At 38.1% G+C, this 22,826-nt stretch carries 29 protein-coding genes; 13 read left to right on the forward strand and 16 right to left on the reverse strand.

Translation table 11 applies throughout. The features are described from left to right. Positions 1-6: 6 nt before the first annotated feature. Complete coding sequence (locus GN157_RS10420) at positions 7-1,248, forward strand: cation:proton antiporter (RefSeq protein ID WP_157483342.1); 1,242 nt, start codon at positions 7-9, stop codon at positions 1,246-1,248. Here GN157_RS10420 and GN157_RS10425 read toward each other — a convergent pair whose 3' ends face one another. The 6 genes from GN157_RS10425 to GN157_RS10450 form a co-directional block, all read right to left on the reverse strand. Next, complete coding sequence (locus GN157_RS10425; protein WP_157483401.1) at positions 1,249-2,658, reverse strand: FAD-binding oxidoreductase; 1,410 nt, start codon at positions 2,656-2,658, stop codon at positions 1,249-1,251. Between the two features lie 65 nt (positions 2,659-2,723). Then, positions 2,724-3,152, reverse strand: coding sequence for a DoxX family protein (locus GN157_RS10430; protein ID WP_157483343.1), 429 nt, complete (start codon positions 3,150-3,152; stop codon positions 2,724-2,726). Between the two features lie 33 nt (positions 3,153-3,185). Next, complete coding sequence (locus tag GN157_RS10435) at positions 3,186-3,350, reverse strand: hypothetical protein (RefSeq protein WP_157483344.1); 165 nt, start codon at positions 3,348-3,350, stop codon at positions 3,186-3,188. A 115-nt stretch (positions 3,351-3,465) separates the two neighbouring features. After that, positions 3,466-4,665, reverse strand: a complete 1,200-nt coding sequence (locus tag GN157_RS10440; protein ID WP_157483345.1) for an MFS transporter — start codon at positions 4,663-4,665, stop codon at positions 3,466-3,468. A 22-nt stretch (positions 4,666-4,687) separates the two neighbouring features. Next, positions 4,688-5,605, reverse strand: a complete 918-nt coding sequence (locus GN157_RS10445) for an AEC family transporter (RefSeq protein WP_157483346.1) — start codon at positions 5,603-5,605, stop codon at positions 4,688-4,690. Continuing rightward, positions 5,605-5,853 (reverse strand): hypothetical protein, encoded by a 249-nt coding sequence (locus GN157_RS10450; protein ID WP_157483347.1) that lies wholly within the window; start codon positions 5,851-5,853, stop codon positions 5,605-5,607. Before GN157_RS10450 ends, GN157_RS10445 begins: the two co-directional genes overlap by 1 nt. 140 nt (positions 5,854-5,993) lie before the next feature. Between GN157_RS10450 and GN157_RS10455 the strand changes: the two genes are divergently transcribed. The 3 genes from GN157_RS10455 to meaB all read left to right on the forward strand — a co-directional run bounded on the left by GN157_RS10455 (position 5,994) and on the right by meaB (position 8,299). Continuing rightward, positions 5,994-6,401 (forward strand): RrF2 family transcriptional regulator, encoded by a 408-nt coding sequence (locus GN157_RS10455; protein WP_157483348.1) that lies wholly within the window; start codon positions 5,994-5,996, stop codon positions 6,399-6,401. A gap of 45 nt (positions 6,402-6,446) precedes the next feature. Continuing rightward, on the forward strand, positions 6,447-7,091 hold the full coding sequence (locus GN157_RS10460; protein WP_157483349.1) for an NAD(P)-dependent oxidoreductase: 645 nt from the start codon (positions 6,447-6,449) through the stop codon (positions 7,089-7,091). A 119-nt stretch (positions 7,092-7,210) separates the two neighbouring features. Further along, a complete protein-coding gene (gene meaB / locus GN157_RS10465) occupies positions 7,211-8,299 on the forward strand; it encodes a methylmalonyl Co-A mutase-associated GTPase MeaB (protein ID WP_317163538.1) in 1,089 nt (362 codons plus the stop codon). Between the two features lie 5 nt (positions 8,300-8,304). On the opposite strand, the gene GN157_RS10470 is transcribed toward meaB, so the two are convergent. Next, positions 8,305-8,535 (reverse strand): hypothetical protein, encoded by a 231-nt coding sequence (locus GN157_RS10470; protein ID WP_035132380.1) that lies wholly within the window; start codon positions 8,533-8,535, stop codon positions 8,305-8,307. A gap of 38 nt (positions 8,536-8,573) precedes the next feature. Further along, the gene (locus tag GN157_RS10475) at positions 8,574-9,968 is read right to left on the reverse strand and encodes an MATE family efflux transporter (protein ID WP_317163539.1); all 1,395 of its coding nucleotides are present in this window, start codon (positions 9,966-9,968) and stop codon (positions 8,574-8,576) included. 169 nt (positions 9,969-10,137) lie between these two features. Between GN157_RS10475 and GN157_RS10480 the strand changes: the two genes are divergently transcribed. Further along, positions 10,138-10,641, forward strand: coding sequence for a hypothetical protein (locus GN157_RS10480; RefSeq protein ID WP_157483350.1), 504 nt, complete (start codon positions 10,138-10,140; stop codon positions 10,639-10,641). Between the two features lie 81 nt (positions 10,642-10,722). On the opposite strand, the gene GN157_RS10485 is transcribed toward GN157_RS10480, so the two are convergent. Continuing rightward, on the reverse strand, positions 10,723-11,601 hold the full coding sequence (locus GN157_RS10485) for a PPK2 family polyphosphate kinase (protein WP_035132374.1): 879 nt from the start codon (positions 11,599-11,601) through the stop codon (positions 10,723-10,725). Between the two features lie 71 nt (positions 11,602-11,672). On the opposite strand from GN157_RS10485, the gene GN157_RS10490 reads away from it, so the two are divergent. The 3 genes from GN157_RS10490 to GN157_RS18025 all read left to right on the forward strand — a co-directional run bounded on the left by GN157_RS10490 (position 11,673) and on the right by GN157_RS18025 (position 16,486). Next, positions 11,673-12,524, forward strand: coding sequence for a DUF6929 family protein (locus GN157_RS10490; RefSeq protein ID WP_157483351.1), 852 nt, complete (start codon positions 11,673-11,675; stop codon positions 12,522-12,524). A 163-nt stretch (positions 12,525-12,687) separates the two neighbouring features. Next, a complete protein-coding gene (locus GN157_RS10495) occupies positions 12,688-13,206 on the forward strand; it encodes an RNA polymerase sigma factor (protein ID WP_035132371.1) in 519 nt (172 codons plus the stop codon). Then, on the forward strand, positions 13,190-16,486 hold the full coding sequence (locus tag GN157_RS18025) for a YfbK domain-containing protein (RefSeq protein WP_197429433.1): 3,297 nt from the start codon (positions 13,190-13,192) through the stop codon (positions 16,484-16,486). The genes GN157_RS10495 and GN157_RS18025 overlap by 17 nt, the downstream gene beginning before the upstream one ends. A gap of 34 nt (positions 16,487-16,520) precedes the next feature. Here GN157_RS18025 and GN157_RS10505 read toward each other — a convergent pair whose 3' ends face one another. After that, complete coding sequence (locus tag GN157_RS10505; protein ID WP_157483353.1) at positions 16,521-17,435, reverse strand: alpha/beta hydrolase family protein; 915 nt, start codon at positions 17,433-17,435, stop codon at positions 16,521-16,523. 3 nt (positions 17,436-17,438) lie between these two features. After that, complete coding sequence (locus tag GN157_RS10510; protein WP_035132370.1) at positions 17,439-19,070, reverse strand: ABC-F family ATP-binding cassette domain-containing protein; 1,632 nt, start codon at positions 19,068-19,070, stop codon at positions 17,439-17,441. A 119-nt stretch (positions 19,071-19,189) separates the two neighbouring features. Here GN157_RS10510 and GN157_RS10515 point away from each other — a divergent pair, with 119 nt between their 5' ends. From GN157_RS10515 to GN157_RS10535, 5 genes are all read left to right on the forward strand, one after another. Further along, positions 19,190-19,393 carry a hypothetical protein gene (locus GN157_RS10515; RefSeq protein WP_157483354.1) on the forward strand — a complete coding sequence of 68 codons (204 nt, stop codon included), beginning with the start codon at positions 19,190-19,192 and terminating at the stop codon, positions 19,391-19,393. A 3-nt stretch (positions 19,394-19,396) separates the two neighbouring features. Further along, a complete protein-coding gene (locus GN157_RS10520) occupies positions 19,397-19,600 on the forward strand; it encodes a hypothetical protein (protein ID WP_157483355.1) in 204 nt (67 codons plus the stop codon). Between the two features lie 2 nt (positions 19,601-19,602). Further along, complete coding sequence (locus GN157_RS10525) at positions 19,603-19,800, forward strand: hypothetical protein (protein WP_157483356.1); 198 nt, start codon at positions 19,603-19,605, stop codon at positions 19,798-19,800. Continuing rightward, entirely contained in the window at positions 19,793-20,020 is a 228-nt protein-coding gene (locus GN157_RS10530; RefSeq protein WP_157483357.1) for a hypothetical protein, read from the forward strand. Before GN157_RS10525 ends, GN157_RS10530 begins: the two co-directional genes overlap by 8 nt. 97 nt (positions 20,021-20,117) lie before the next feature. Further along, the gene (locus GN157_RS10535; RefSeq protein ID WP_157483358.1) at positions 20,118-20,315 is read left to right on the forward strand and encodes a hypothetical protein; all 198 of its coding nucleotides are present in this window, start codon (positions 20,118-20,120) and stop codon (positions 20,313-20,315) included. Here the strand turns inward: GN157_RS10535 and GN157_RS10540 are convergent. Genes GN157_RS10540 through GN157_RS10560 form a run of 5 tightly spaced genes read right to left on the reverse strand, consistent with a single transcriptional unit; the run spans position 20,312 to position 22,826 of the window. Beyond that, a complete protein-coding gene (locus GN157_RS10540; RefSeq protein WP_157483359.1) occupies positions 20,312-21,124 on the reverse strand; it encodes an alpha/beta hydrolase in 813 nt (270 codons plus the stop codon). The genes GN157_RS10535 and GN157_RS10540 overlap by 4 nt on opposite strands. Next, the gene (locus GN157_RS10545; protein WP_157483360.1) at positions 21,108-21,647 is read right to left on the reverse strand and encodes a GNAT family N-acetyltransferase; all 540 of its coding nucleotides are present in this window, start codon (positions 21,645-21,647) and stop codon (positions 21,108-21,110) included. The genes GN157_RS10540 and GN157_RS10545 overlap by 17 nt, the downstream gene beginning before the upstream one ends. A gap of 8 nt (positions 21,648-21,655) precedes the next feature. Continuing rightward, positions 21,656-21,868 (reverse strand): putative signal transducing protein, encoded by a 213-nt coding sequence (locus GN157_RS10550; RefSeq protein ID WP_157483361.1) that lies wholly within the window; start codon positions 21,866-21,868, stop codon positions 21,656-21,658. Positions 21,869-21,900: 32 nt separating this feature from the next. Beyond that, positions 21,901-22,380: a phosphoribosylaminoimidazolesuccinocarboxamide synthase gene (locus GN157_RS10555; protein ID WP_157483362.1), complete on the reverse strand. Its 480-nt coding sequence runs from the start codon at positions 22,378-22,380 to the stop codon at positions 21,901-21,903. A gap of 2 nt (positions 22,381-22,382) precedes the next feature. Beyond that, positions 22,383-22,826, reverse strand: a complete 444-nt coding sequence (locus tag GN157_RS10560) for a hypothetical protein (RefSeq protein WP_157483363.1) — start codon at positions 22,824-22,826, stop codon at positions 22,383-22,385.

Consider the following 22,826-nt stretch of genomic DNA (forward strand, 5'->3'; position numbering starts at 1 on the left):
ACACCTATGGAATTATACTATTCTCTCTCTGTACTGATAGTATTAGCATCTTTTTTTGCCTATTTTAATGTACGTTTCCTTAAACTACCCTCCACTATTGGGATCATGGTTATTGCAATGGCTGTGTCTATATTTCTGGTAGTGTTCGGCCATGTAGTTCCCGATACGTTACACAGAATATCAACACTTATCTCCCAGTTTGATTTTACCGAACTCCTAATGGGTGCCATGCTTAACTTCATGCTTTTTGCAGGAGCTATTCATATTAATTTAAAAGACCTTAGGGAACAGCGACTCCCTATAATTATATTCTCTACCGTTAGTGTTGTAATCTCAACGTTTGCCGTAGGAACATTCCTGTATTACCTCACGCCCTTTTTACATCTTGAAATACCTTATATGTACTGCCTGCTTTTTGGTGCGCTTATATCCCCTACAGACCCTGTAGCAGTACTTAGTATATTAAAAGAGGTAAAAGTGCGTAAATCACTGGAAACAAAAATTGCAGGAGAATCCCTTTTTAACGACGGTATGGCAATTGTTGCCTTTGCCGTTATACTAAATATCGCTCAGGATAACGAATATACCCCTACCGTTTTTAATGTGGTTTGGCTGTTTTTAAGAGAAGCAGGTGGTGGTTTTTTACTGGGTGTACTACTAGGAGCCGGTGCAGCAGCAGCCATCCGTAAAATTGACGATTACAAAGTAACCGTACTAATAACACTAGCTGTTGTTATGGGCGGATACTTAATTGCTTCGGCAATGCATATATCAGGTCCGCTTACCATGGTATTTGCCGGTTTGATTATAGGTAACTTTAAAAAGAAGTCGGCCATGTCGGCAGAAACAAAAGACTACCTTGAAAAGTTTTGGGAACTTAACGACGAAATACTAAATGCCGTGCTATTCCTTTTTATCGGTTTCAACCTGCTTATGGTAAACAACATCAATAGCTACTGGTTACCGGGACTTACCTGTGTTGTAGTAGTATTACTGGCACGCTATGTGTCTATATGGTTGCCAACCCTTATTGTACCCTTTAAAAAGAAATTCAGCTCCAGCACCATAAAAATACTGGTATGGGGCGGACTAAGAGGTGGTGTATCCATAGCGCTTGCCTTATCAATAGATGATGTACCCTATAAAAATGATATAATTGCCATTACTTACTTTGTAGTGGTATTCTCCATTTTAGTACAGGGACTATCTATCGCTAAAATTGCCGGAAAACTGATGGCTAAAAAGTAATTAGCCTAAATTATCAGGAAGTACCTTACCCGGATTCAGTACGTTATTCGGGTCAAATATCTTTTTAATGCTTTTCATTAACTGAAGCTGGGTATCGTTAAAAGCGATATCCATATAATTTTTTTGTACATAGCCAATACCATGCTCACCCGAAAGCGTTCCCTTTAACGATACTGTTAGTTCAAAAATTTCACGTATCCCTTTAGGTACTTCGGTTTTCCAGTTCTCATCGGTCATATCACCTTTTATGATATTTACGTGCAGGTTACCGTCTCCGGCATGACCGTAGCATACCGAATGAAAACCATACTTTTTGCCTATTGTTTTTATTCCTTCTAAAAGTGTAGGAAGTTCATATCTGGGCACCACTGTATCTTCCTCTTTATAAACCGAGTTTGACTTTACAGCTTCACCTACAGCCCTGCGGAGTTTCCATAACGCGTTTTTCTGATCTTCGTTATCGGCAAATAAAATCTCGTCAATATCAAACTGTTCCAGCACTTGGGTTATCTTTTCGGCTTCGGCAAAAAGCATATCAGGATAATTACCGTCTACCTCAATAAGCAAATGTGCTTCAACCTCATCTTTTATATCAAGGCTCACACCCTCTACATATTTAAGCGTCCAGTCTATCGCATCACGTTCCATAAACTCCAGTGCACTGGGTACTACTCCAGCCCTGAATATTTGTGCCACAGCTTCACAGGCTTGTCCTGCCTTAAAGAAAGGCACTAACATTAATATATTATGAGAATTATCAGGCAGCAGCTTCATTACAATTTTAGTAATGATACCAAGTGTACCTTCACTACCCACCATAAGTTGGGTTAAATTATATCCGGTAGAGTTTTTAAGTGTATTGGCACCTGTCCATATAATTTCGCCATTAGGCAGTACCACTTCAAGGTTAAGCACATAGTCTTTAGTAACACCATATTTAACGGCACGGGCACCTCCTGCATTCTCGGCTACATTCCCCCCTATGGTACAACTACCCTGGCTACTTGGATCTGGCGGATAAAAAAGCCCTTTCTCCTTAGCTGCTTCCCTAAAAACCTGAGTGATTACAGCAGGCTCTACAATTGCCTGAAGATTTTTTTCATCAATCTCAATCTTATTAAAGCGTTCCATGGAAAGACCGATACCCTCATAAATACTAAGCGCACCGCCACTAAGCCCTGTACGCCCGCCAATAGGCACTACAGGAATACCATACTCGTTTGCCAGTTTCATAATAGCAGCCACCTCTTCGGTACTACCCGGCTTAAGTACAACCGAGGGCGGAAAAACATAATCCTCGGTTTCATCATGTCCGTAATGGTTTCTGGTATCTGTATCTAAAAAAAGAAATGACTGCCCTACTATAGTTTCAAGTGAGGCAATCATTTCTTGTGTTAGCGGCTTAGTCATCATAGTATTAATGTAAGTTTACATCAAAAGTACTACAAAAAACCAGCCTGAAAAATATAAAAGTACTAATAAAACATCTTCCTTTTCTTCCTGCATATCAAATGGTCTAACGAATATTTCCCGCTACCCGTAATAAGCAACAGTACGTAAACCATTAAATATATGCTTCCCAGCTCCTGTCGTTCAAAACCATCAGAACCATGAATCATAAACACTGCCACTACCATTGTTATTATTAGCGGTAGTACTGCCAGCCTGGTAGCCAAACCAACAATTAACAGTGCAGAACACACCACCTCTGCAAATACCGTTAGCATAAGAGAAGCTGTTGCTCCTATACCAAAGGGATCGGCAAACTGTACGGGTTCATCACTAAGCAGTAAGTCTATTTTTTTAAGCCCGTGCGTAAGCATAAAAAGGGCTATTGTAATCCTGATTAAAAAAAGAACGAAATTGTATAATCTTTTATCTCTTGTAGTATCAAAAATCCACATAATGAAAAATTCCTTTAAATGTTAAGTGGGGAGTTACTTTATACATTGTGGGGGAAACTTTTTATGCGCTACAGGTATAGGCACCATAGCAGGTGTTTTTTTGGGGAGATACTTACTGCCGATAATTTCAAAAATTACCAGCCTTGCAGCCCTTAATACCTTAAGTACAGGGCCTGCTGTTAACTTTAATGCAGACATATTATTTTGAGTTTAGATGGATTTCATAAACTTAGTTAAAATACTACAAAAAAGAACAAAAAGCCGATAATAAAACAATATTACCGGCTCCTGTTAAAATTATAACTGATTTTATTTATTTCTTTTTCAGATTTGGAAGGAAATAAGCGATAACACCTATTAATGGCAAAAAGGCACAAATGTTATACACATGTTCAATACTTGTTTTATCGGCCAGATAACCCAGTAAGGCAGAACCCAGTCCGCCCATACCAAAGGCAAAACCATAGAAAAGCCCCGATACCATTCCCAGTTTTTTAGGAAGCAGTTCCTGTGCATATACTAATATTGCCGGGAAAGCCGATGATATTATAACACCTATAATCACGATAAGTATGGCTGTCCAAAACAAATTAGCAAATGGCAACATCAATGTAAACGGTGCCGCCCCCAGTACCGAGAACCATATTACATATTTACGTCCAAACTTATCTCCCAATGGTCCACCAAGTAATGTACCCGCAGCTACCGAGATAAGGAACATAAACAGGTAAAACTGTGCATCCTGTACCGAAAGGTAAAACTTATCCATTAGGAAAAAGGTAAAGTAACTGGAAATACTCGCCACATAAAAGTACTTAGAAAATATAAGTACCAACAATATAACTACCGAAACCACCACCTGAGTTTTTGTTAAATCAGGCAGTTGTTCTATTTTTTTCTTACGGGCAGTAAGGTTTAAATGTTCCTGGTACCACCTTCCAATATGGCTTAATACCATAATAGCCAGTATAGCTACAATGGCAAACCAAACGATGTAACGCTGTCCGTTTGGCACCACTACCCATGCTATTAATAACGGACCAATTGCCGTACCTGTATTACCCCCTATCTGGAAAATGGATTGTGCCAGTCCCCTTTTACCTCCTGATGCCAGATAAGCCACCCTCGATGCTTCAGGATGGAATATAGACGAACCAATACCAACCATTATTACCGAAAGCAATATAACCGGGAAAGACCCTGCATAAGAAAGCGTAATGATACCCGAAAGGGTAAACAGCATACCTATAACCTTAGAGAACGGCTTCGGGTTTTTATCGGTAAAGAAACCTACAAAAGGCTGTAGTATAGATGCGGCTACCTGATAGGAAAAGGTAATAAGCCCTACCTGAGTAAAGTTAAGATTGTAATTTTCTTTAAGTATAGGATAAGATGCCGGAATAACCGATTGTAGTAAATCGTTTAACAAATGGGCAAAACTTATGGAAAAGAGAATCGAATAAACGGTTTTAGAAGCAATTTCTTTTTGCTTCTCTGTAAGAACATTATCCATAAAAAAACAACGGACTAGAAAATTAGTAATTCAGTATTAACCAATACCAAAAGTCCAGTGTTATAAAAGAAACTGGGATTCCTACCCCTATCATCATACCGGCAAGTTTAGGCTTTAAACCATATGCCGATGCTAACACTGCCGCGGTTACCATGGGGCCCATGGAAGCCTCTATTAAAGAGACATTGGTTTCAAGGCCTTTACCCCCAAGTATTACCTTGTAAAGGGTAAATATTATAGCCGGCATCAAAATTAGTTTAAAAAACAATCCGATGTATAGTGAATTCCAATATTTGCTTTTTCTGTCAATTTTTAACTGCATTCCTACAGCAACCAATGCTACCGGTGCCGTAGTACGGCATATATTCATAATAACTTCCTGAATATCTTCCGTAAAATCAAATCCGCTAACATTCATTGTGGCAGCAATAAGGAAGGCGATAAACGGCGGAAATGTAAATACCCGTTTTAAAATCACGCTTGCTCCGCTGTCTTTCAAACTGGCAGAGTGTGTGGTTGCAACTAATATCCCCAGTGTAGCCATTACCACAAAGGTTCCTGCCTGATCCAGTACTATAGCCGTTTTAAGCCCCTGTTTACCAAAAAGTGCCTCCACCACAGGAAAACCGATAAATGCCGTATTACCCAGACCTCCCGTAAGGATAAGACAGCCTATTAGTTTTTTAGACCAGCCCAGCCATCTGCCTAATAAGGTAAAAAATACATAAGCAAGAATAAACCCTATCCACGAAGTACATAAGGGAAACAGCAGTTCACTACGCATTACTACCTTAGGTATAAAATAAAGTGATAATGCCGGCAGTGAGATATAAATTACAAACTGATTTAATGTTACATGTCCGTTTTTAGGGAATACTTTAATTTTTTGCAATACCACTCCCAACATCAGGCATATAAAAATCAATATAACATTACCCATTATAAACCTGTATTACTTAAATGAGAAATATTTATTTTTTGGGGAGGTATATTCCCGAAACACAATGTAGAAAGCAGTACAACCAAAAAGGAATATGTAAATCCTGACGACTGAAAAAACACATAATCTCCCGAGAAACTTACAGCCATGTAAAAACTAATAATTAAAATAATCTGTAAGGTGATATCCGGAAAACCAAAACGTAATCCAGACACAAAAAACGGGGCGATTCCTTGTATTCCTTTCATTCTTATAGGTGGTAGTGTTTTTAGAATATGCTAAAAGCAAATATAAACTTTAATTTTTTTTCACCTAATTTTTAAATAAAAACATTCAATTATGTTTATTTCAAATAATATCGTACATTTGTAACATATTTTATTACAGTATGATTTCAGGTAAGTTTGCCATAACATTACATATACTCACACTCCTTTCTAAATTTCCGGACGAATACCTTTCGTCAGAATTTTTGGCAGGCAGTATGAATATTAATCCCGTTTTGGTACGCAAGGAAATTGCTAACCTGAAAAAACATAATATGGTAGAAAGCCGTGAAGGAAAAAATGGCGGTACCCGTTTGGCAAAATCAGTTAAGAACATTACCCTTGACGATATTTTTAAAATGACCTTTCAAAAGGTAAGTCTTGGTTATGCCAAAAACGACCCTAACCCTGCCTGCCCCGTAGGAAAAAAAATAAATCAAAATCTGGATGCATTATATGATGATATAAACAATAAAATCAGCGCTCAGTTAAAAGACATCAGCCTTATGGAATTCACTGATAAGTTCTGATTTTTTTTACCCAAAACTGTAACAATTTTAATTACATATAAAATTATGAAAATAGCAATTATCGGAGCCACAGGATTTTTAGGCTCTAATCTGGTAAAAGAGTTCACTTCAAGAAATCACGAAGTAACTGCCATTGTACGTAACCCAAAAGAAGACATTGCCGGTGTTACCTGGAAAAAAACAGACATTTTTGATACTGAAGCTCTTGCCGAAGCATTAAAAGGAAGCGATGCTGTTGTAAATGCCTACAACCCGGGATGGACTAACCCAAACATTTATGACGATTTTATTAAAGGATCACAGTCTATACAGGAAGCCGTTAAGAAATCGGGTGTGAAAAGATTTATCACTATTGGTGGTGCAGGAAGCCTTTACATTGCTCCTAACCTACAACTTGTTGATACTCCTGAATTCCCTGAAGATTACAAAGCAGGTGCTACTGCTGCAAGAGACTACCTTAATATACTTAGAGATGAAAAAGAGCTTGACTGGGCTTTCTTTAGTCCTGCCATAGAAATGCATCAGGGTATTGATACAGGTCGTACAGGTAACTACCGCTTAGGATTGGAAAACCCTGTGTTTAATGATGATAAAAGAAGTATCCTTTCGGGAGAAGATGTTGCCGTTGTTATTGCCGATGAGGCCGAAAACCCAAAACATCACCAGCAACGTTTTACCGCAGCTTACTAATCCCCATATATCTACTATATATTAAAAAGGAATGCATGTGCATTCCTTTTTATGTTTAACCCAACAGCTATGGCGTTTTGCACAAAAAAACGTAATTTTACCCTACTAAGAAATTACACGTGAATAACCCGAAAGCCCATAAAACTGCCCTGCACGAAAAAGAAGGTGTTAACCAGCCGGAAAGCATCAGTAAATCTTCCATTGAGCATATTACCAATCTTAGGAGAAAACAGCCTTCTGCCAAAGAACTGTCTGACGGTATACTTAACGGAGATAAAATTGCGCTTAGCCGTGCCATTACACTTATAGAAAGTACTAACCCATCGCATCTTGAAAAAGCTAACGAGGTTATTGCTACCTGCCTTCCGCATGCAAATAAGTCGGTTAGAATAGGGATTACCGGTGTACCGGGTGTAGGGAAAAGTACATTTATTGAGGCTTTTGGTAAACACCTAACTTCACAGGGGCACAAGGTTGCCGTACTGGCTGTAGACCCCAGCAGTTCGTTATCACACGGTAGTATACTGGGCGATAAAACCCGTATGGAAGAACTGGTAAAAGACGAAAATGCCTATATACGTCCGTCAGCATCGGGTGATACACTGGGTGGTGTAGCCCGCAAAACCCGTGAAGCCATTATACTTTGTGAGGCATGTGGTTTTGATACTATTATAATAGAAACCGTAGGAGTTGGACAAAGTGAAACTGCCGTACACAGTATGGTTGATTTTTTCCTGCTGCTTAAAATTGCCGGAGCCGGAGACGAACTTCAGGGGATTAAACGCGGCATCATGGAAATGGCCGACCTGATTGTAATCAATAAAGCCGATGGTGATAATATTAAAAAGGCAAAACTTGCCAAAACCGAATTCAACAGGGCTTTACACCTGTTTCCTGCAAAAACATCAGGATGGCAACCCAAGGTAAGTACCTGTAGCGCCGTTACCCACGATGGCATAGATGATGTTTGGCAGATAATGAACGAATATTTTTCCCTTACGAAAGAGAACAGCTACTTTGAAAGCAGACGCAGCGAGCAGAACAGCCACTGGCTTACCGAAACTATAAACGAACAGCTTAAAAACCGTTTTTACAACAGACCCGATATTGCCGAACTGCTTAGCCAAAACAAAAAAGCGGTGCAAAACAATGAAATGTCACCGTTTGCAGCCGCTCATATATTGTTGGAAAAATATTTCGGTAAATAGGTTACCTACTCATTTTCGTAACGTTCCATTTCCCTGTCGTAAAAATTGTTAGCCATTTCAATAAGACCTTCCATTTCACTGTTCAGTTCGTTTTCGTCCAGATCTTCCGGTTCTTCCAGGAACTCTACTTCATCATCTTTCAAATTGATAATAAATCGAGGATAGTCAAGGTGAATAATGTAAATATCTTCCGGATGATCGGTATTATCTCCCAATAAAAATTTAGGTAGTTCCATAGTATAGTTTATAAAATATAAGTCTTACAATAAATCGTTTACGCTACTTTGGCTTTGCTAACGGGATTAGCAATAAGCCTTTTGGTAAGTACGTGAAAGCGAATATACAAAAATATTGCGGCAGCTGTTAATCCTGCCAGCAGTCCTATCCATATTCCGGTCGCTTTTAAAGGCGTATGTAACCCTAAATAATAAGATACAGGGAAACCAATAACCCAATAGGCTACAAAGGTAATATAGGTAGGTATCTTTACATCCTGCAGTCCGCGGAGTGCTCCAAGCACCACAACCTGAATACCATCGGTAATCTGGAAAACAGCAGCCACCAGTAATAAGGTAGAAGCAATATTTATAACCTCACTGTTTTCAAGCGCCAGTTCTGGGTTCTTCATATTAAGGAAGAACATTGGCAGATAGTCATGAAACAGTACAAAGAATAATGCAAACACTATTTCAAGTATAATAGCCAATAGGAATATGGAACGCGCCACCAGTTGCAGCTTTTTATAATCCTGAAGTCCTTTTTGGTTCCCTACCCTAATCATAGCCGTAACACTAAGCCCCATGGCAAACATAAATGTCATGGAAGCAAGGCTCAGCGCAATTTGGTTTGCTGCCTGACTGTTTGCCCCAATAGAGCCCGAAAGCCATACCGCACCCGTAAACAAGGCTACCTCAAACAACATTTGCATTGACGACGGCACGCCCAATGAAGTAATCTTTTTTAGTATAGGCTTTGTAATTTCCTTAAAAGTAAAACCTTTAAAATAGGTTTGCAGTTTAGAGTTTCTGTACAGACTTATATGCATATAAATAAGCATAAATATCCTTGAAACCACTGTACCCAGTGCCGCACCTATAATACCCATTTTAGGGAATATCCAAATACCATATATAAGCAGGTAGTTTACTACTACATTAATAACATTTGAGGCTATAACAGCATACATGGCATATTTGGTAAGCGAAAGTCCGTCGGCAAACTGTTTATATCCCTGAAATATAACCATAGGCAGTAACGAAAAAGCTACCCAGTCCACATAAGGCGCTGCAAGACTAACCACCTCATCAGGCTGTCCCATTAAGTGCATAAGCGGTTTGGCAAACCACACCACAGCAAACAGCATTATACCCAGCATGGTACATAAAAACAGTCCGTGATGGAAAACCGTCCTTACTTTAGCAGTATCTTTTTCGGCATCACCTTCAGCAATAATAGGTGTAATTGCTGTAGAGAAACCAATCCCTACAGACATAGCTACAAACACCATACTGTTACCCAGTGAGGCAGCAGCGAGTTCGGCAGCACCCAGCTGCCCTACCATTATGTTGTCTATAATACCCGTAATGGTATGACCCAACATACCCAGTATTACCGGATAGGCCAGCCTAATGTTATAAGAGAATTCTTTTGTGTATTGCGCTAAGTTCACCGCTTAAAATTTTCTGCAAAAATAAGAAGAACACCTAATACACTAAAAATCAACATAAAACCAATTTAACGTTAAAAAACTAAAAATAATAACAGTTTTTAACCTTATATTAAAAATATTTTTATATTTGAAAAGTTAATTTTACTTCATAATCATAACAAATTGATCTATGAAGTTGAAGAAACATTTTTTAATGGCTGTTATTCTGCTAATTACGGGAGCCAGCCATGCACAACAGGTAAGTGAGAACACAAATTACGACCAGGGATTCCGTTTAGGGTTTGGTCTTAACGCCGGGGCAGTAACCGGAGATTATTTCAATTTTGCCTTGGGAGGCGATGCAAGGTTACAGTATGACCTTTCTCAAAAAACCTCTCTAACCCTTACAACGGGTTACACACATCTTTTTGGAAAGGATGAAGTAAAAGATCTTGGATTTATTCCTGCTAAAGCCGGTTTTAAAGCCTTTGTTTGGGGTGACCGATTTTACGTACTGGGCGAAGCAGGTGCCGGATTTGCTGTAACAAACAATTACAATGAAACCACCTTTTTATGGTCGCCGGGTATAGGGTATGCCAACAGCTTTATTGACCTGAGCCTGCGATATGAAGGGATGAATAATTTTAATGCCGACCAGATTGCCTTTAGGGTAGCCTACGGGTTTAAACTGTGAAACACCAAAACAATTAAATAAATAACCTAAGTAGACCAAATTAAAGCCTGTAATGTAAAAGTTACAGGCTTTAATGTTTTTTTAAGGCTTTTCATTAAGTAACTGCACTCTGTATAAGGCAATATTATCCAGTACATCATCACTTACTTCGGGTTCCTTAAAGTCATATTTTTTAAGTTCGTTAAGTATTGTTTTAGCTACAAGCAGCCTCGCTGTTTCTTTATCATCCGCAGGAATGGCAAACCAAGGTGCATGAGGCTTACTGGTTTTACTTATTGCTTCCTCATAATAGGTTTGATAGGTATCCCACAATCCTCTTTCATTAAGATCTCCGGCAGAAAATTTCCACAGGTGGTCTTCCTTTTCCAGTCTGCGTAACAACCTTTGCCTTTGCTCCTCTTTCCCTAAGTGCAGGAAAAATTTAAGCACAATCGTTCCGTTTTCGGCTAAATGCTGTTCAAAGTTATTAATCTGTTCAAAACGGCTTTCCCAAAAAGCATCGGTTATATCTTCCTCTTTATCCACTCCGGGAAGGTTTTCGTTTAAAATATAGTTGGGATGCACACGGGTTACCAGTACGTTCTCATAATGCGAACGGTTAAAAACGGCAAACTTTCCCCTTTGTGGCAGGGCAATATAGTGCCTCCATAAATAATCATGCTTCAACTCGTTTGATGTTGGCGTTTTAAAGCTATGCACCACCACCCCTCTGGCATTAAAGTTTTTAAACACCTCGCGAATAAGACTGTCCTTCCCCGCTGTATCCATACCCTGCAGGCATATCAAAACACTATAGCGGTTATTGGCATACATCTTGTCCTGAAGCTTGCCCAGCTTTTTACTGGTTTTCTCAATTTTCTTTATTTTCTTTTTAGCTGTGAGTTCCAGTTCTATCTTTGTAGGCGCTTTGCTTATGGAAAAAGCTTCGGTTACTTTAAAATCGTCGGTATTGATATTCATGCGAAGAAATATTTATCTTTATAAATGTAAGAAATTAAACAACAACACGTTTACAACAAAAACACAAGTTTATGCAAAAATTTAAGCTGGAACTGCTGTTACACATCATGGGAATAGGCTCTGCATCAGGGTTGCTTTTTAACGACAATTCACTATTCCTTATTTCAGACAACAGCAATATGCTGTATGAATACAACATGACCGACAAGACCACCAGCAAGGTATCGCTTGCCGACAGTACTTATACGGGTCCGCTTGAAAACATCCCTAAAAAAGACAAGCAGGACTTTGAGGCTATCACTAAACTTGACAACAACTTATATATATTTGGTTCGGGGTCTGGACTAAAGGAAAACCGAAATAGCCTTGCTCATTACAACTTTAAAACCAAAACCACACAGGCACCTACCGATTTGACCGATCTTTATCTTGGTATGCAAAGCTTTGGAGAGATAAGCCCCGAAGACTTTAATATAGAAGCTGCGGTTAACGACGGAACATTATGGTACCTGTTTCAGCGTGGTAACGGACCTGCACAGCAAAACGGTCTGTTTACCTTAGATGGTGATATTAACGAAATTTATTTCCAGATTATATACAACCCTATTACTCTACCTAAAATAAACGGTGCTCAGGCCAGTTTTACCGATGCCGTTAAAGTAGGTGATAAACTGTACTTTATTGCTGCTGCCGAGAAATCAGACTCTACTTATCTTGATGGTGAAGTGGCAGGTTCTCTTATAGGCTGTATAGATATCGAGACTGTAGAGGTTGAGTTTACCCAAATAATATCTAACAAAAATAAGTTTGAGGGTATTACTCTATACAGGGACAATGGCAAATCACTGGAATTCCTTTTGTGTGAAGATACCGATAGTGATGCAACCGAATCTGACATATATAAACTTACTATTGATAAATAGTTTTGCGTTACGGGTTATTAGTTACGTGTTTAACTACAACATGAAACCTGAAACCTTAAACAAAAAATTACTCCCTCTCCCAACCTTTAACTGTTTTTTCTGCTCTATATAAACAAAGAGACATATTGTGATAGACGAAAAACTCATAACAGCATGCAGGAACATGCACCGAAATGCCCAAAGGCAGGTGTATGAACTTATGGCGCCCAAGCTATACCACACCTGCAAAAGGTATTTAAAGAGCGAAGAGGAAATAGAAGAGGCAGTGGCCGATGCCTTTTATACCATTTTCACAAAACTCAATCAGTTAAAAGAAGTCAAGGCTTTTGAGGCCTGGGCTAGGCGTATAGCCATAAACCAGTGTCTTTTAACTTTAAAAAGGAAGGTAAACTTTAATATTTATATTGAAGACATGAGCACATCGGCAGAGCCTTCGCAAAACGAACCGGCCAGTCTCGAAGAGGAAGACCTGCTTAAACTGCTTGACTACATTCCTGAAGGTTGCCGTACGGTATTTAACCTTTTTGCCATAGAAGGTTACTCTCACAAAGAAATAGCTGCAATGCTGAATATTACAGAAGGGACTTCGAAATCACAATTAAATGTCTCCCGCAGTAAATTAAAAGATTTAATAAACAGTGTTTATTATCAAAATGAAAACAGCTATGGAAAATCAAAATAAATTAGATAATCAGTTTAAAAACGCTGCCGGAAAAGTCGAGAACAAAGGCTTTGACCGAATGGAAGCGATATGGGACAGAGTTGAAGAAAAACTGGACCACAAAAAGAAACGAAGAGGCCTTATTTTTTGGAGGTATGGCGGTGTTGCTGCTCTGTTGCTAATATTATTAGCAATAGGTGGTCAGTTCTTTAAAAAGCACGCTAACCCTACAGAACCCGAAACACAGGTTACCACTATAGACCACAATAAAGTAGAGGAAACATTTAACCCAACAACAGTAAGGGATACTCAAAAAATTGAAGTGGTTGTAGGGGAAGAAGAAACTATAATTCGTAAAAATGATTCTGTCGTTAATATAAAGAACAGTGCTTTTATAAAAAGCAAAGAAACTCCTATTGACAGCAGTAAATATGTATTAATGGGGAATAAAAAAATATACCTGCAAGACATTTTTAAACATGCTCCCGGAGATACTATATATTTTAAAGACGAAGGAAAAATTGTTGTTTTAAATGATTCAAAATTAAAAGTATGGGATACCAGAACCGACAAAGGAGAATTTCGGGTAAAAGGAGAAATAACACCTAAAAAAGATGATAGTTCTTCTTCTGCCGTTACTTATAGTAACGTAGCTATTCAGGATACTGAAAACGAAAACCTGAATGAATTTATAGTTCCTTCAAAAGACAAGTACACTCATCTTAACAGCCTTTATTTTGGTAAAGACAGCTTACAGAACAAAGAAGCCATAACAGCAACTGTTACTGTAAATAATAATATGGTTACTGGCGTAGTAAGTGACTTTTCAGGAGCTTTACCCGGAGCTTATGTAACCATTAAAGGAACAAACAAAAGCGTTTCGACAGATATAGAAGGTAAATTCTCTATCGAAGCCAAAAAGGGGGATATTCTGGAAATTTCGTATATAGGCTATAATGAAAACAGTGTCGCTATTAATAATCCTAACATCCCCCACAATATACTACTGGAAGAAAGCACAAATAAACTGGAAGAAGTTGTTGTGGTTGCATACGGAACACAAAAAAGAAAAAAAGAAGAAAAACGTAGAAAGCAAATAAAACAAAAACAACAGGCTACTATCGCTTTTGCCAAACGTAATTACAGGGATGGCGACAAGCAGACTACTAGTTATGTAAGCGCGCCAAAAGGTGAACTTGATAAAGGTTTTCAAAACAATCAGGACTATTATCGTAAAAACATGTATAAAGAAGGTGCTACAGTAGTAACCTCCAGCGATATACAATATGACACCTTATCTAACGGAAGAATTCAGTTTCGTGAGATACCTGGACAAATTTCTGAGACAGATGAGCCTACATATATAGCCATTTTAAACACAGCTTATATAACCAACACAGCTCCACTGTATGTAGTAGACGGTGTAGCTGTTAACGAAGACACCTTCAGGAATTTAAACCAAAATGATATTGCTACAGTTAAAGTTCTTAAAGATCAGGATGCAATATCGGCTTACGGAGACAAAGGTGTTAACGGTGTAATTGTTATAACTACAGTAAAAGGCACAACTATAGAGATGAACACAGCCGCTTTAGACAATCAGTCGGATTCAGAGAAAAGGGCGTTATTACAGGGTGTTGTTACTACCCGCGGGAACAGTACTCCTCTTTACATTCTTGACGGCATGCCTGTAGATGAGGAAACCGTAAAGAATATGAATGTAAACGATGTGGCCAACATCAGGGTTTTAAAAGATGCCGGTGCTACATCGTTATACGGTATGAGAGGTAGTAACGGTGTTGTGGTTATCAAAACAAAACAGGGAGAATATGCCCGCGAAATTATTGAAGAAGACGAAGAGGAAAACGAACCTATAGATCCGTCTAAAATACAGGTAGACCGTGAAAGCTATAATATGTTTGAGGAAAATCAGTTTGAAAACCCAACCTCAAATCCGCTTTCCACTTTCTCTATTGATGTTGATAATGCTTCTTATACCAATATAAGACGCTTTTTAAACAACGGGCAAAAAGTACCTAAAGATGCGGTTCGTGTTGAAGAAATGATAAACTTCTTTAAGTATAATTACCCTCAGCCTAAAGGCAAAGAGCCATTCTCTATCAATACAGAGTATAGTGATGCCCCTTGGAATCCTGACCACAAACTCCTTAAAATAGGACTAAAAGGTAAAGAGATACCAATGGACAAATTGCCTGCTTCTAACTTTGTATTCCTGATAGATGTAAGCGGTTCTATGAGTGATGACAACAAACTACCGTTACTTAAACAGTCAATGAAGCTATTGGTTAACCAAATGCGCCCTGAAGATAAAATTGCAATTGTGGTATATGCAGGTGCTGCCGGACTGGTATTGCCTTCAACCAACGGAAGTGAAAAAACAAAAATAATTGATGCCCTTGATGAGCTATCGGCAGGTGGCAGTACTGCCGGTGGAGAGGGTATTGAACTGGCTTACAAAACGGCACAGGAAAACTTTATTAAAGGCGGAAACAACCGTGTAATACTGGCTACCGATGGTGACTTTAATGTAGGTGACTCTTCTGACAGGGATATGCAGACTCTAATTGAAGAAAAAAGGCAAAGTGGTGTGTTCCTTACCTGCCTTGGTTACGGAATGGGTAACTACAAGGATTCTAAAATGGAAATACTGGCAGACAAGGGCAACGGAAACTATGCCTATATAGACAACATGCAGGAAGCCGACCGTTTTCTTCAAAAAGAATTTAAAGGCTCTATGTATGCCATAGCCAAAGATGTTAAAATACAAATTGAATTTAACCCTAACCATGTACAGTCGTACAGGCTTATAGGTTATGAAAACCGTAAGTTAAGGGATGAAGATTTTGAAAACGACGCTATAGATGCAGGCGAACTGGGTAGCGGGCATACTGTAACGGCTTTATATGAAATAATCCCGGTTGGTGTGGAAAGTGATTACTTTACCCCAGATACAAAACTGAAGTATACCCAACAGGCAAAAGAGAAAAACAAATATAAAGACGAACTGGCAACAGTTAAGCTAAGACACAAAAAGCCGGATGGTAATAAGAGTACCGAAACAGAACTGGTTATAGAAAACAAACCAGTTGAACTTGATGAAGCTTCGTCCGACTTTAAGTTTGCTGCATCAGTAGCATGGTTTGGGCTTAAACTAAGGGACTCAAAACTTATACCAAGTAAATCGTCTAAAAAGATTAAGAAACTCGGCAAAGAAGGTATTAAAAACGATACCGATGGCTATAAAGCCGAGTTTATACGACTGGTAGACATGGTACAATAACAAAAAAGGCAGGATTTAATCCTGCCTTTTTTGTTTATCTTCCATGATACTTCATATCCGGTAATGGCTCGTTATTTTTAAGAAAACGGTCAAACCAGTTTAGTACCATTTTATTTACTTCATTTTTGTTTTCATTGATACCATGATCACTCCCTTCAAAAACTACAAGCCTGTAGGGTATTCTGTATTTTCCAAATTCAATAGCCAATTTCAGGCTCTGCTCACATTTTACACGCCAGTCGGCATTACCGTGAAGCATTAATAAAGGAACATTTGTTGGTAATTTATCTACCCATTCAATAGCCGATCTTTTTGTAAGTTCCGCTTCTTTATTATTTGCATAATTAGGAATAAGTTCGCTGTATACCTTTTCCATTTCAGGTCTTTCAAGTCCGGCTCTCATGTCAGAAAGTGCTCCTCCCACAACAGCCGCCTTTATCTTATTGGTTTCTGTAAGCGCCCTTAAAGTCATCATTCCGCCCCTACTCCAGCCATACATACCTATACGTGTTGTATCTGCCTCTTTAATTTCGGCAAGCACATCAATTAAGTTAACCACATCATCAACGTCACTGCCGCCAAATTCCTCGACTCCTTCGCTGCCACCGTTGCCACGATACTGGCTGGCTATTACCACATAACCTTCTTTTGCCAGTTGGCCCAAAAAGCGATATGCATAAGGAAGAATCAATTCTCCAAAATCCCTGTTGCCTCCCCTGTTAAATATAATTACTGGGTGTGGCCCCTGGGTTTTAGGCTGTACAAGATATCCGTTAACTTTTAAACTGTCACTGGTATAAGTTATACCATACACTTCAATACTGTCTTTATATGATATTTTTGCGGGAGTAGTTTGCAGCTCTTTTTTCAAAAGTAGCTTTTGCTGATTTTGGGCAAAGACAACAATCCCTAAAAACAATAATATTACAGTACTGAATGTTTTAACCATGGTTTACTTTTCTATTTCTCTCAGGTTTTCCATCTTTTTAAGTTCAAGGAAACCTTTAATATCTTCAAAGTGTTCTTTAACACGTTTGTTACCAAACTCAAATACTTTAGTCACCAGTCCGTCAAGGAAATCCCTGTCGTGCGATACTAATATCAATGTACCGTCAAAAGCTTTAAGAGCATCCTTTATAATATCCTTAGTACGCATATCAAGGTGGTTGGTAGGCTCATCGAGAATAAGTACATTAACCGGCTCAAGCAACAGCTTTATCATAGCCAAACGTGTTTTCTCTCCACCCGAAAGTACTTTTACTTTCTTAGTAGTATCATCCCCGCTAAACATAAATGCACCTAGCAGGTTTTTTATTTGTGTACGAATATCACCTTCGGCAATACGATCAATCGTTTCAAAAACAGTAAGGTTCTCATCTAAAAGCGATGCCTGGTTTTGTGCAAAGTATCCTATTTGTACGTTGTGTCCTACCTCAAGGCTACCTTCAAACTCAAGTTCTCCCATAATAGCTTTAATCATGGTCGATTTACCTTCACCGTTCTTACCTACAAACGCCAGTTTTTGTCCGCGTTCAATAACCATCGAAGCATCTTTAAACACTACGTGATCACCGTATGATTTTGAAAGCTCGTTAACCACCACAGGATACTGACCCGAGCGTGGTGATGGCGGAAACTTAAGCCTAAGTGCCGATGTATCTACTTCATCAACTTCTACAAGCTCCAGTTTTTCCAGCATTTTTACACGCGACTGTACCTGTAGGGTTTTAGAATAAGTACCTTTAAAACGCTCAATGAACTCCATGTTTTCGGCAATCATTTTCTGCTGCTCATCATACGCCTTTTGCTGTTGTGCACGGCGGTCTTTTCTAAGCTCAAGGTAATGTGAATATTTCGCTTTATAATCGTATATCCTTCCCATAGTAACCTCTATGGTACGGTTAGTAATATTATCAACAAAAGCCCTGTCGTGAGAAATTACGATAACTGCTTTAGCACTGTTTAAAAGAAAATCCTCCAGCCACTGTATACTCTCAATATCCATGTGGTTAGTAGGCTCATCCAGCAGGATAAGATCAGGTTTTTGAAGTAATATCTTGGCAAGCTCAATACGCATTCTCCATCCACCACTAAACTCTGATGTAGGTCTTGTAAAATCGGTACGGCTAAAACCCATACCAACAAGCACCTTCTCTACTTCTGCCTCATAATTCACCTCTTCTATGGAGTAGAATTTCTCACTAAGTTCAGATACCCTTTCGATAATCTTGTAGTACTCATCAGACTCATAATCGGTACGAACAGTAAGCTCCTCATTTAAGGCATCAATCTCTTCCTTCATCTTAAAGATAGTAGCAAAAGCCTTAGACGTCTCTTCAAAAACCGTAGCATTATCTTCGGTAAGTAAATGCTGAGGAAGATAAGCTATAACAGTCCCTTTTGGTGCCGATATAGCTCCGGTTGAAGGCTTGTTAACTCCTGCTATTATTTTTAGCAATGTCGATTTTCCTGCCCCGTTTTTACCCATAAGGGCAATCTTATCAGTCTCATTTATAGAAAAAGAAACATCACTGAATAATGTGGTACCGCCAAATTGTACCGAAAGCGCATCTACAGTTATCATAGAGGTATTTTTTTGAAGCCGCAAAGATAGGATAATTAGGCAATTACACAATCAACACGCATTTTGTTTAGATTAAGAAGTTTGTATATATTTGGGTTTTACTACAAATACACTTTACAATGAATAAAAAACTTATAGCAGGACTTATATTTTTTGTCTTTATGTTCTCAATATCCACATTTCTTTTCCCGATTATTGGCATAGGCGATGAAGTGCCATTACAAACCAGAGTTATTGTAGGTATACCGGTATGGATAGCTGCCAGCTTTTTTTGGGTAAAGTATTCGTTAAAAAAACAAAACACTAAAACTCCAAACCAATAACTTATGAAAAACTGGATAGTACAGGGCTTTACATGGGCATCAATAATGTGTCTTTTATTAGATGTAGTCTTCCCGTTAATGAGTGAAGAAACCCTTAAGCCTTTAAGAATTATAATAGGCTTTGTTATATGGTGTATTGTTGGCTTAGGTTTTAGCTATTACAACCACAGAAAAAATAAAGGCCCTCAAAAACAGATAGACGGATAAGCATGAAAAGCTGGATGAAATTTGGGATAGGCTGGGGGATATTTATGTTCTTTTTAATGAACATAGGTTTTCCGCTATATGACGGTGTAGAAATTGACATTAAAAAATGCATTTTCATGTTTCCCTTATGGATAATATTCGGGTTAGTGTTTGGTTATTTTTCAAGAAAAAAAGGACCTAAAAAACAAATAGATGAATAAATTAAAAAACTGGTTAACAGGAGTATTATGTCTGTTCGTTTGGATGGGGTTATGGAAATTTATTCTGTTGCCGTTTTTAGTAAAAGTATTTGAGCTTAATGACTCCCTTCCATTATATAATTTAACCGATTTGTTAGGATACCTTATAGGAGGATTTCTTTTTGCATTTATTTCGATAAGAGCCAAAAAGACTTCAGTAAACAAAAAAACTACCCTGTAAATTTACATTTAACTATTTCTTTTCCAGCCCATCATTGCTTAGTTGCAGGAATAATCGTATCTTACTTAGTAAATTAATCCTGCAAAATTAAGAAGTCATGAAAAGATGGTTAAGATCCGGACTTGTTTGGGGCGGAGTGCTTTATATTATCGCCATGATTATTTTCCCTATAATAGATGGCGAAACACTCTCCTATCACAAAATACTATTTGGTATTCCCTTTTGGATAGTAGTAGGCCTAATTATAGGCTACCTGTTTGAAAAAAGAAAAAAGCATCAAAAAACAAAACATTAGTTTGACAATATCTCGGCAAGCTTTGCTGTAAAAACTTTGTTATTGCCATTAATCAAATGGTCAGTTCCCTGTAATGTAGTTAGTTCTATTTTATCAGGAAAGGCTTCCTTAAGCTTTTCTGAATTGGAATAAGGTATAACCCTGTCCTTAGTACCGTGAAAAGTATATACAGGGCATTTAACATTCTCCAGAAACTTATAGGTTTCAAACTTATACTTCCTTAAAAAATCAGGCATAAAAGGCACCCTGCCATCTATTACATTATTAAGGCTGTAATAAGGTGCTTTTAATATAAGTAGCTTTGGGTTGTTAAGTGATGCCAGCATCGCGGCCGACCCTGTACCAATACTATAACCCATAATAATCACATTGTCCTCATCATACCTTTTAAGTAGTTCGGCATACGATTTTTTTACATCGCTAAAAAACTGATCTTCACTTTCAATGTAACCTTCACTTTTACCATACCCTCTGTAGTCCAGTATAAAAATATCGTAGCCCAAATTGGTATAGGTAGATGCAATATCACCCCATGAGTCAAGCGCACCTCCATTTCCATGCAAATAGAAAATAAGCCCTTTAGAATTTTCGGCTTTAAACAGTAACCCGTTAAGCTTTATATTGTCATTCATTGAAATATAAAGCTCCTCAAATTTACCATCAAATTTAAATTCATACTCCTGCAACAACCTCTCTGCAGGAAATATAATTTTCTCCTGATTAAAATACAGCAGTGTTACAGCCAGTAAATAAAGTAGAGTTAAAAAAGAAAATAGTGTAATCATTATCAGTTTAAGACTTTTCAGCATATGTATTTGGGTTTAGCATTTCATACCATACCTCTTCAACACCATCCAGATCAAAAGTTTCTATATGTTGTAAGCCCGCCTTTTCCAGCACCTTGCGCGAAGCAGTGTGTACAGCATCGGCGTAGGCATTTATTTTTTCCAGTTTCATAACAGTAAAACCATGCTCCACAAAGGCTTTAGCCGATTCGCTCGCATAACCTTTACCCCAGTGCTTTTTAAGAAAACGATAACCTAAATCGCAAAATATGCCACGGTCTTTTAAATTACGTTCTCTTTTAAATCCTGCCCAGCCTACAAACTCATTGGTTTCTTTAAGCACAACAGCCATGCGCCCCATACCAAAGGTTTTGTATTGCCATTGCAGGTTCTCTATAACGAATTTTACCTCATCAATATTTTTAACCGGATTGTTCCCTAAATACAAATGGACATCAGGATCAGAGTCCATTTCAAACATGGCTTCCGCATCTGTAAGTTCAAGTTCTCTAAATAATAAGCGTTGGGTTTCTTTTACCGGAAGCATTAAAAATTTTATTTAGTATAGTTTGTTATAAGTGTTTTGGCTTTATCGGCTTCATAAGCCTCTACATACAGTTCTATAGCCTGACCAAAAGTACCGAACCCTGCAAGGGTAGCCGACTGCACATTGTTTTTAACCACAGGGTTAATACCTGCCTCCTCTAATACTGCTTTTACCGGAGTTACCTCTATCTCACTACCGGAATATACTTTTACTAATGCCATAGCGTTACGTTTTTACTTAAAGATACGGTATTTTAAGCAATAAGCTTTTCTTCCTTCATTATTTTAACGGCATCCTCTACAGCTTCCTGCCCTCCCGAAATAGACCCCGGCAACATAACTATTCTTTTTTTCAGTTTACCTTTCTCATCTTCAAAATCAATCAAAAAACAGGCTCTAGTTAAAGCTGTTGCTTTTTTAAACGTAACTGCTTTTATTTTATTTCTTGGTATTACAGGAGTAGCCGAATTGTTAATGCTTTTAAGCAACACAAAAAACAATAATGCCGCAACAGCCAAATGAAGTATAGCCCTTACCATATCGCCAATAGCGTATAGCGTTACTACTTTATAAATAAGGTAAACTAAAAAAAGGGAATATATAATCATACTCCTTTTTATTGTATTACCAACAGCAATTTTTGATATTTCACCTAAAACTCCATCTCTTGTAAGCACTATATTGTCTGGAAGAATATGACAGTAACCTGTTTTGGTTTTAAACTTCTTTTCCATTTTTAAGTTAAATTATTATCTGTAAGGCTCCTTTTAAAATTAAGTACTGCATTATAATCTTCAAGCCCTAAAACCAGGGTAAGATTATCAAAATCAAACTTCCCTGCTTTATGATAAGCAATAAGCTGTTCTTTTATACTTCGTATTTCATAACGCTCACTCAAAGCAAAGTAATATGTCTCTTTATTTCCGTTTGCCAACAGCAACTCTACTACATTGTTATCACCCTTCGTAATATTACCTTTATCATTTCTACCATAATAATCATGAAATACAGGAATACGTATTTGTTGCAAATCGGCAAGAAGAATATCCCTGCCGGCTACTACTATTTTATCATTATGAAAAACGATTTCCCCAAGCAGACTCTTGTACTCTTTCCGCCTTAAAAAACCGAAAAGGCCCGAAGCCTTTTCTGTATATTCATAAATCTTAAATGTGTTCAT

The sequence above is a fragment of the Flavobacterium rakeshii genome, assembly GCF_009741375.1.
GTDB lineage: Bacteria > Bacteroidota > Bacteroidia > Flavobacteriales > Flavobacteriaceae > Flavobacterium > Flavobacterium rakeshii.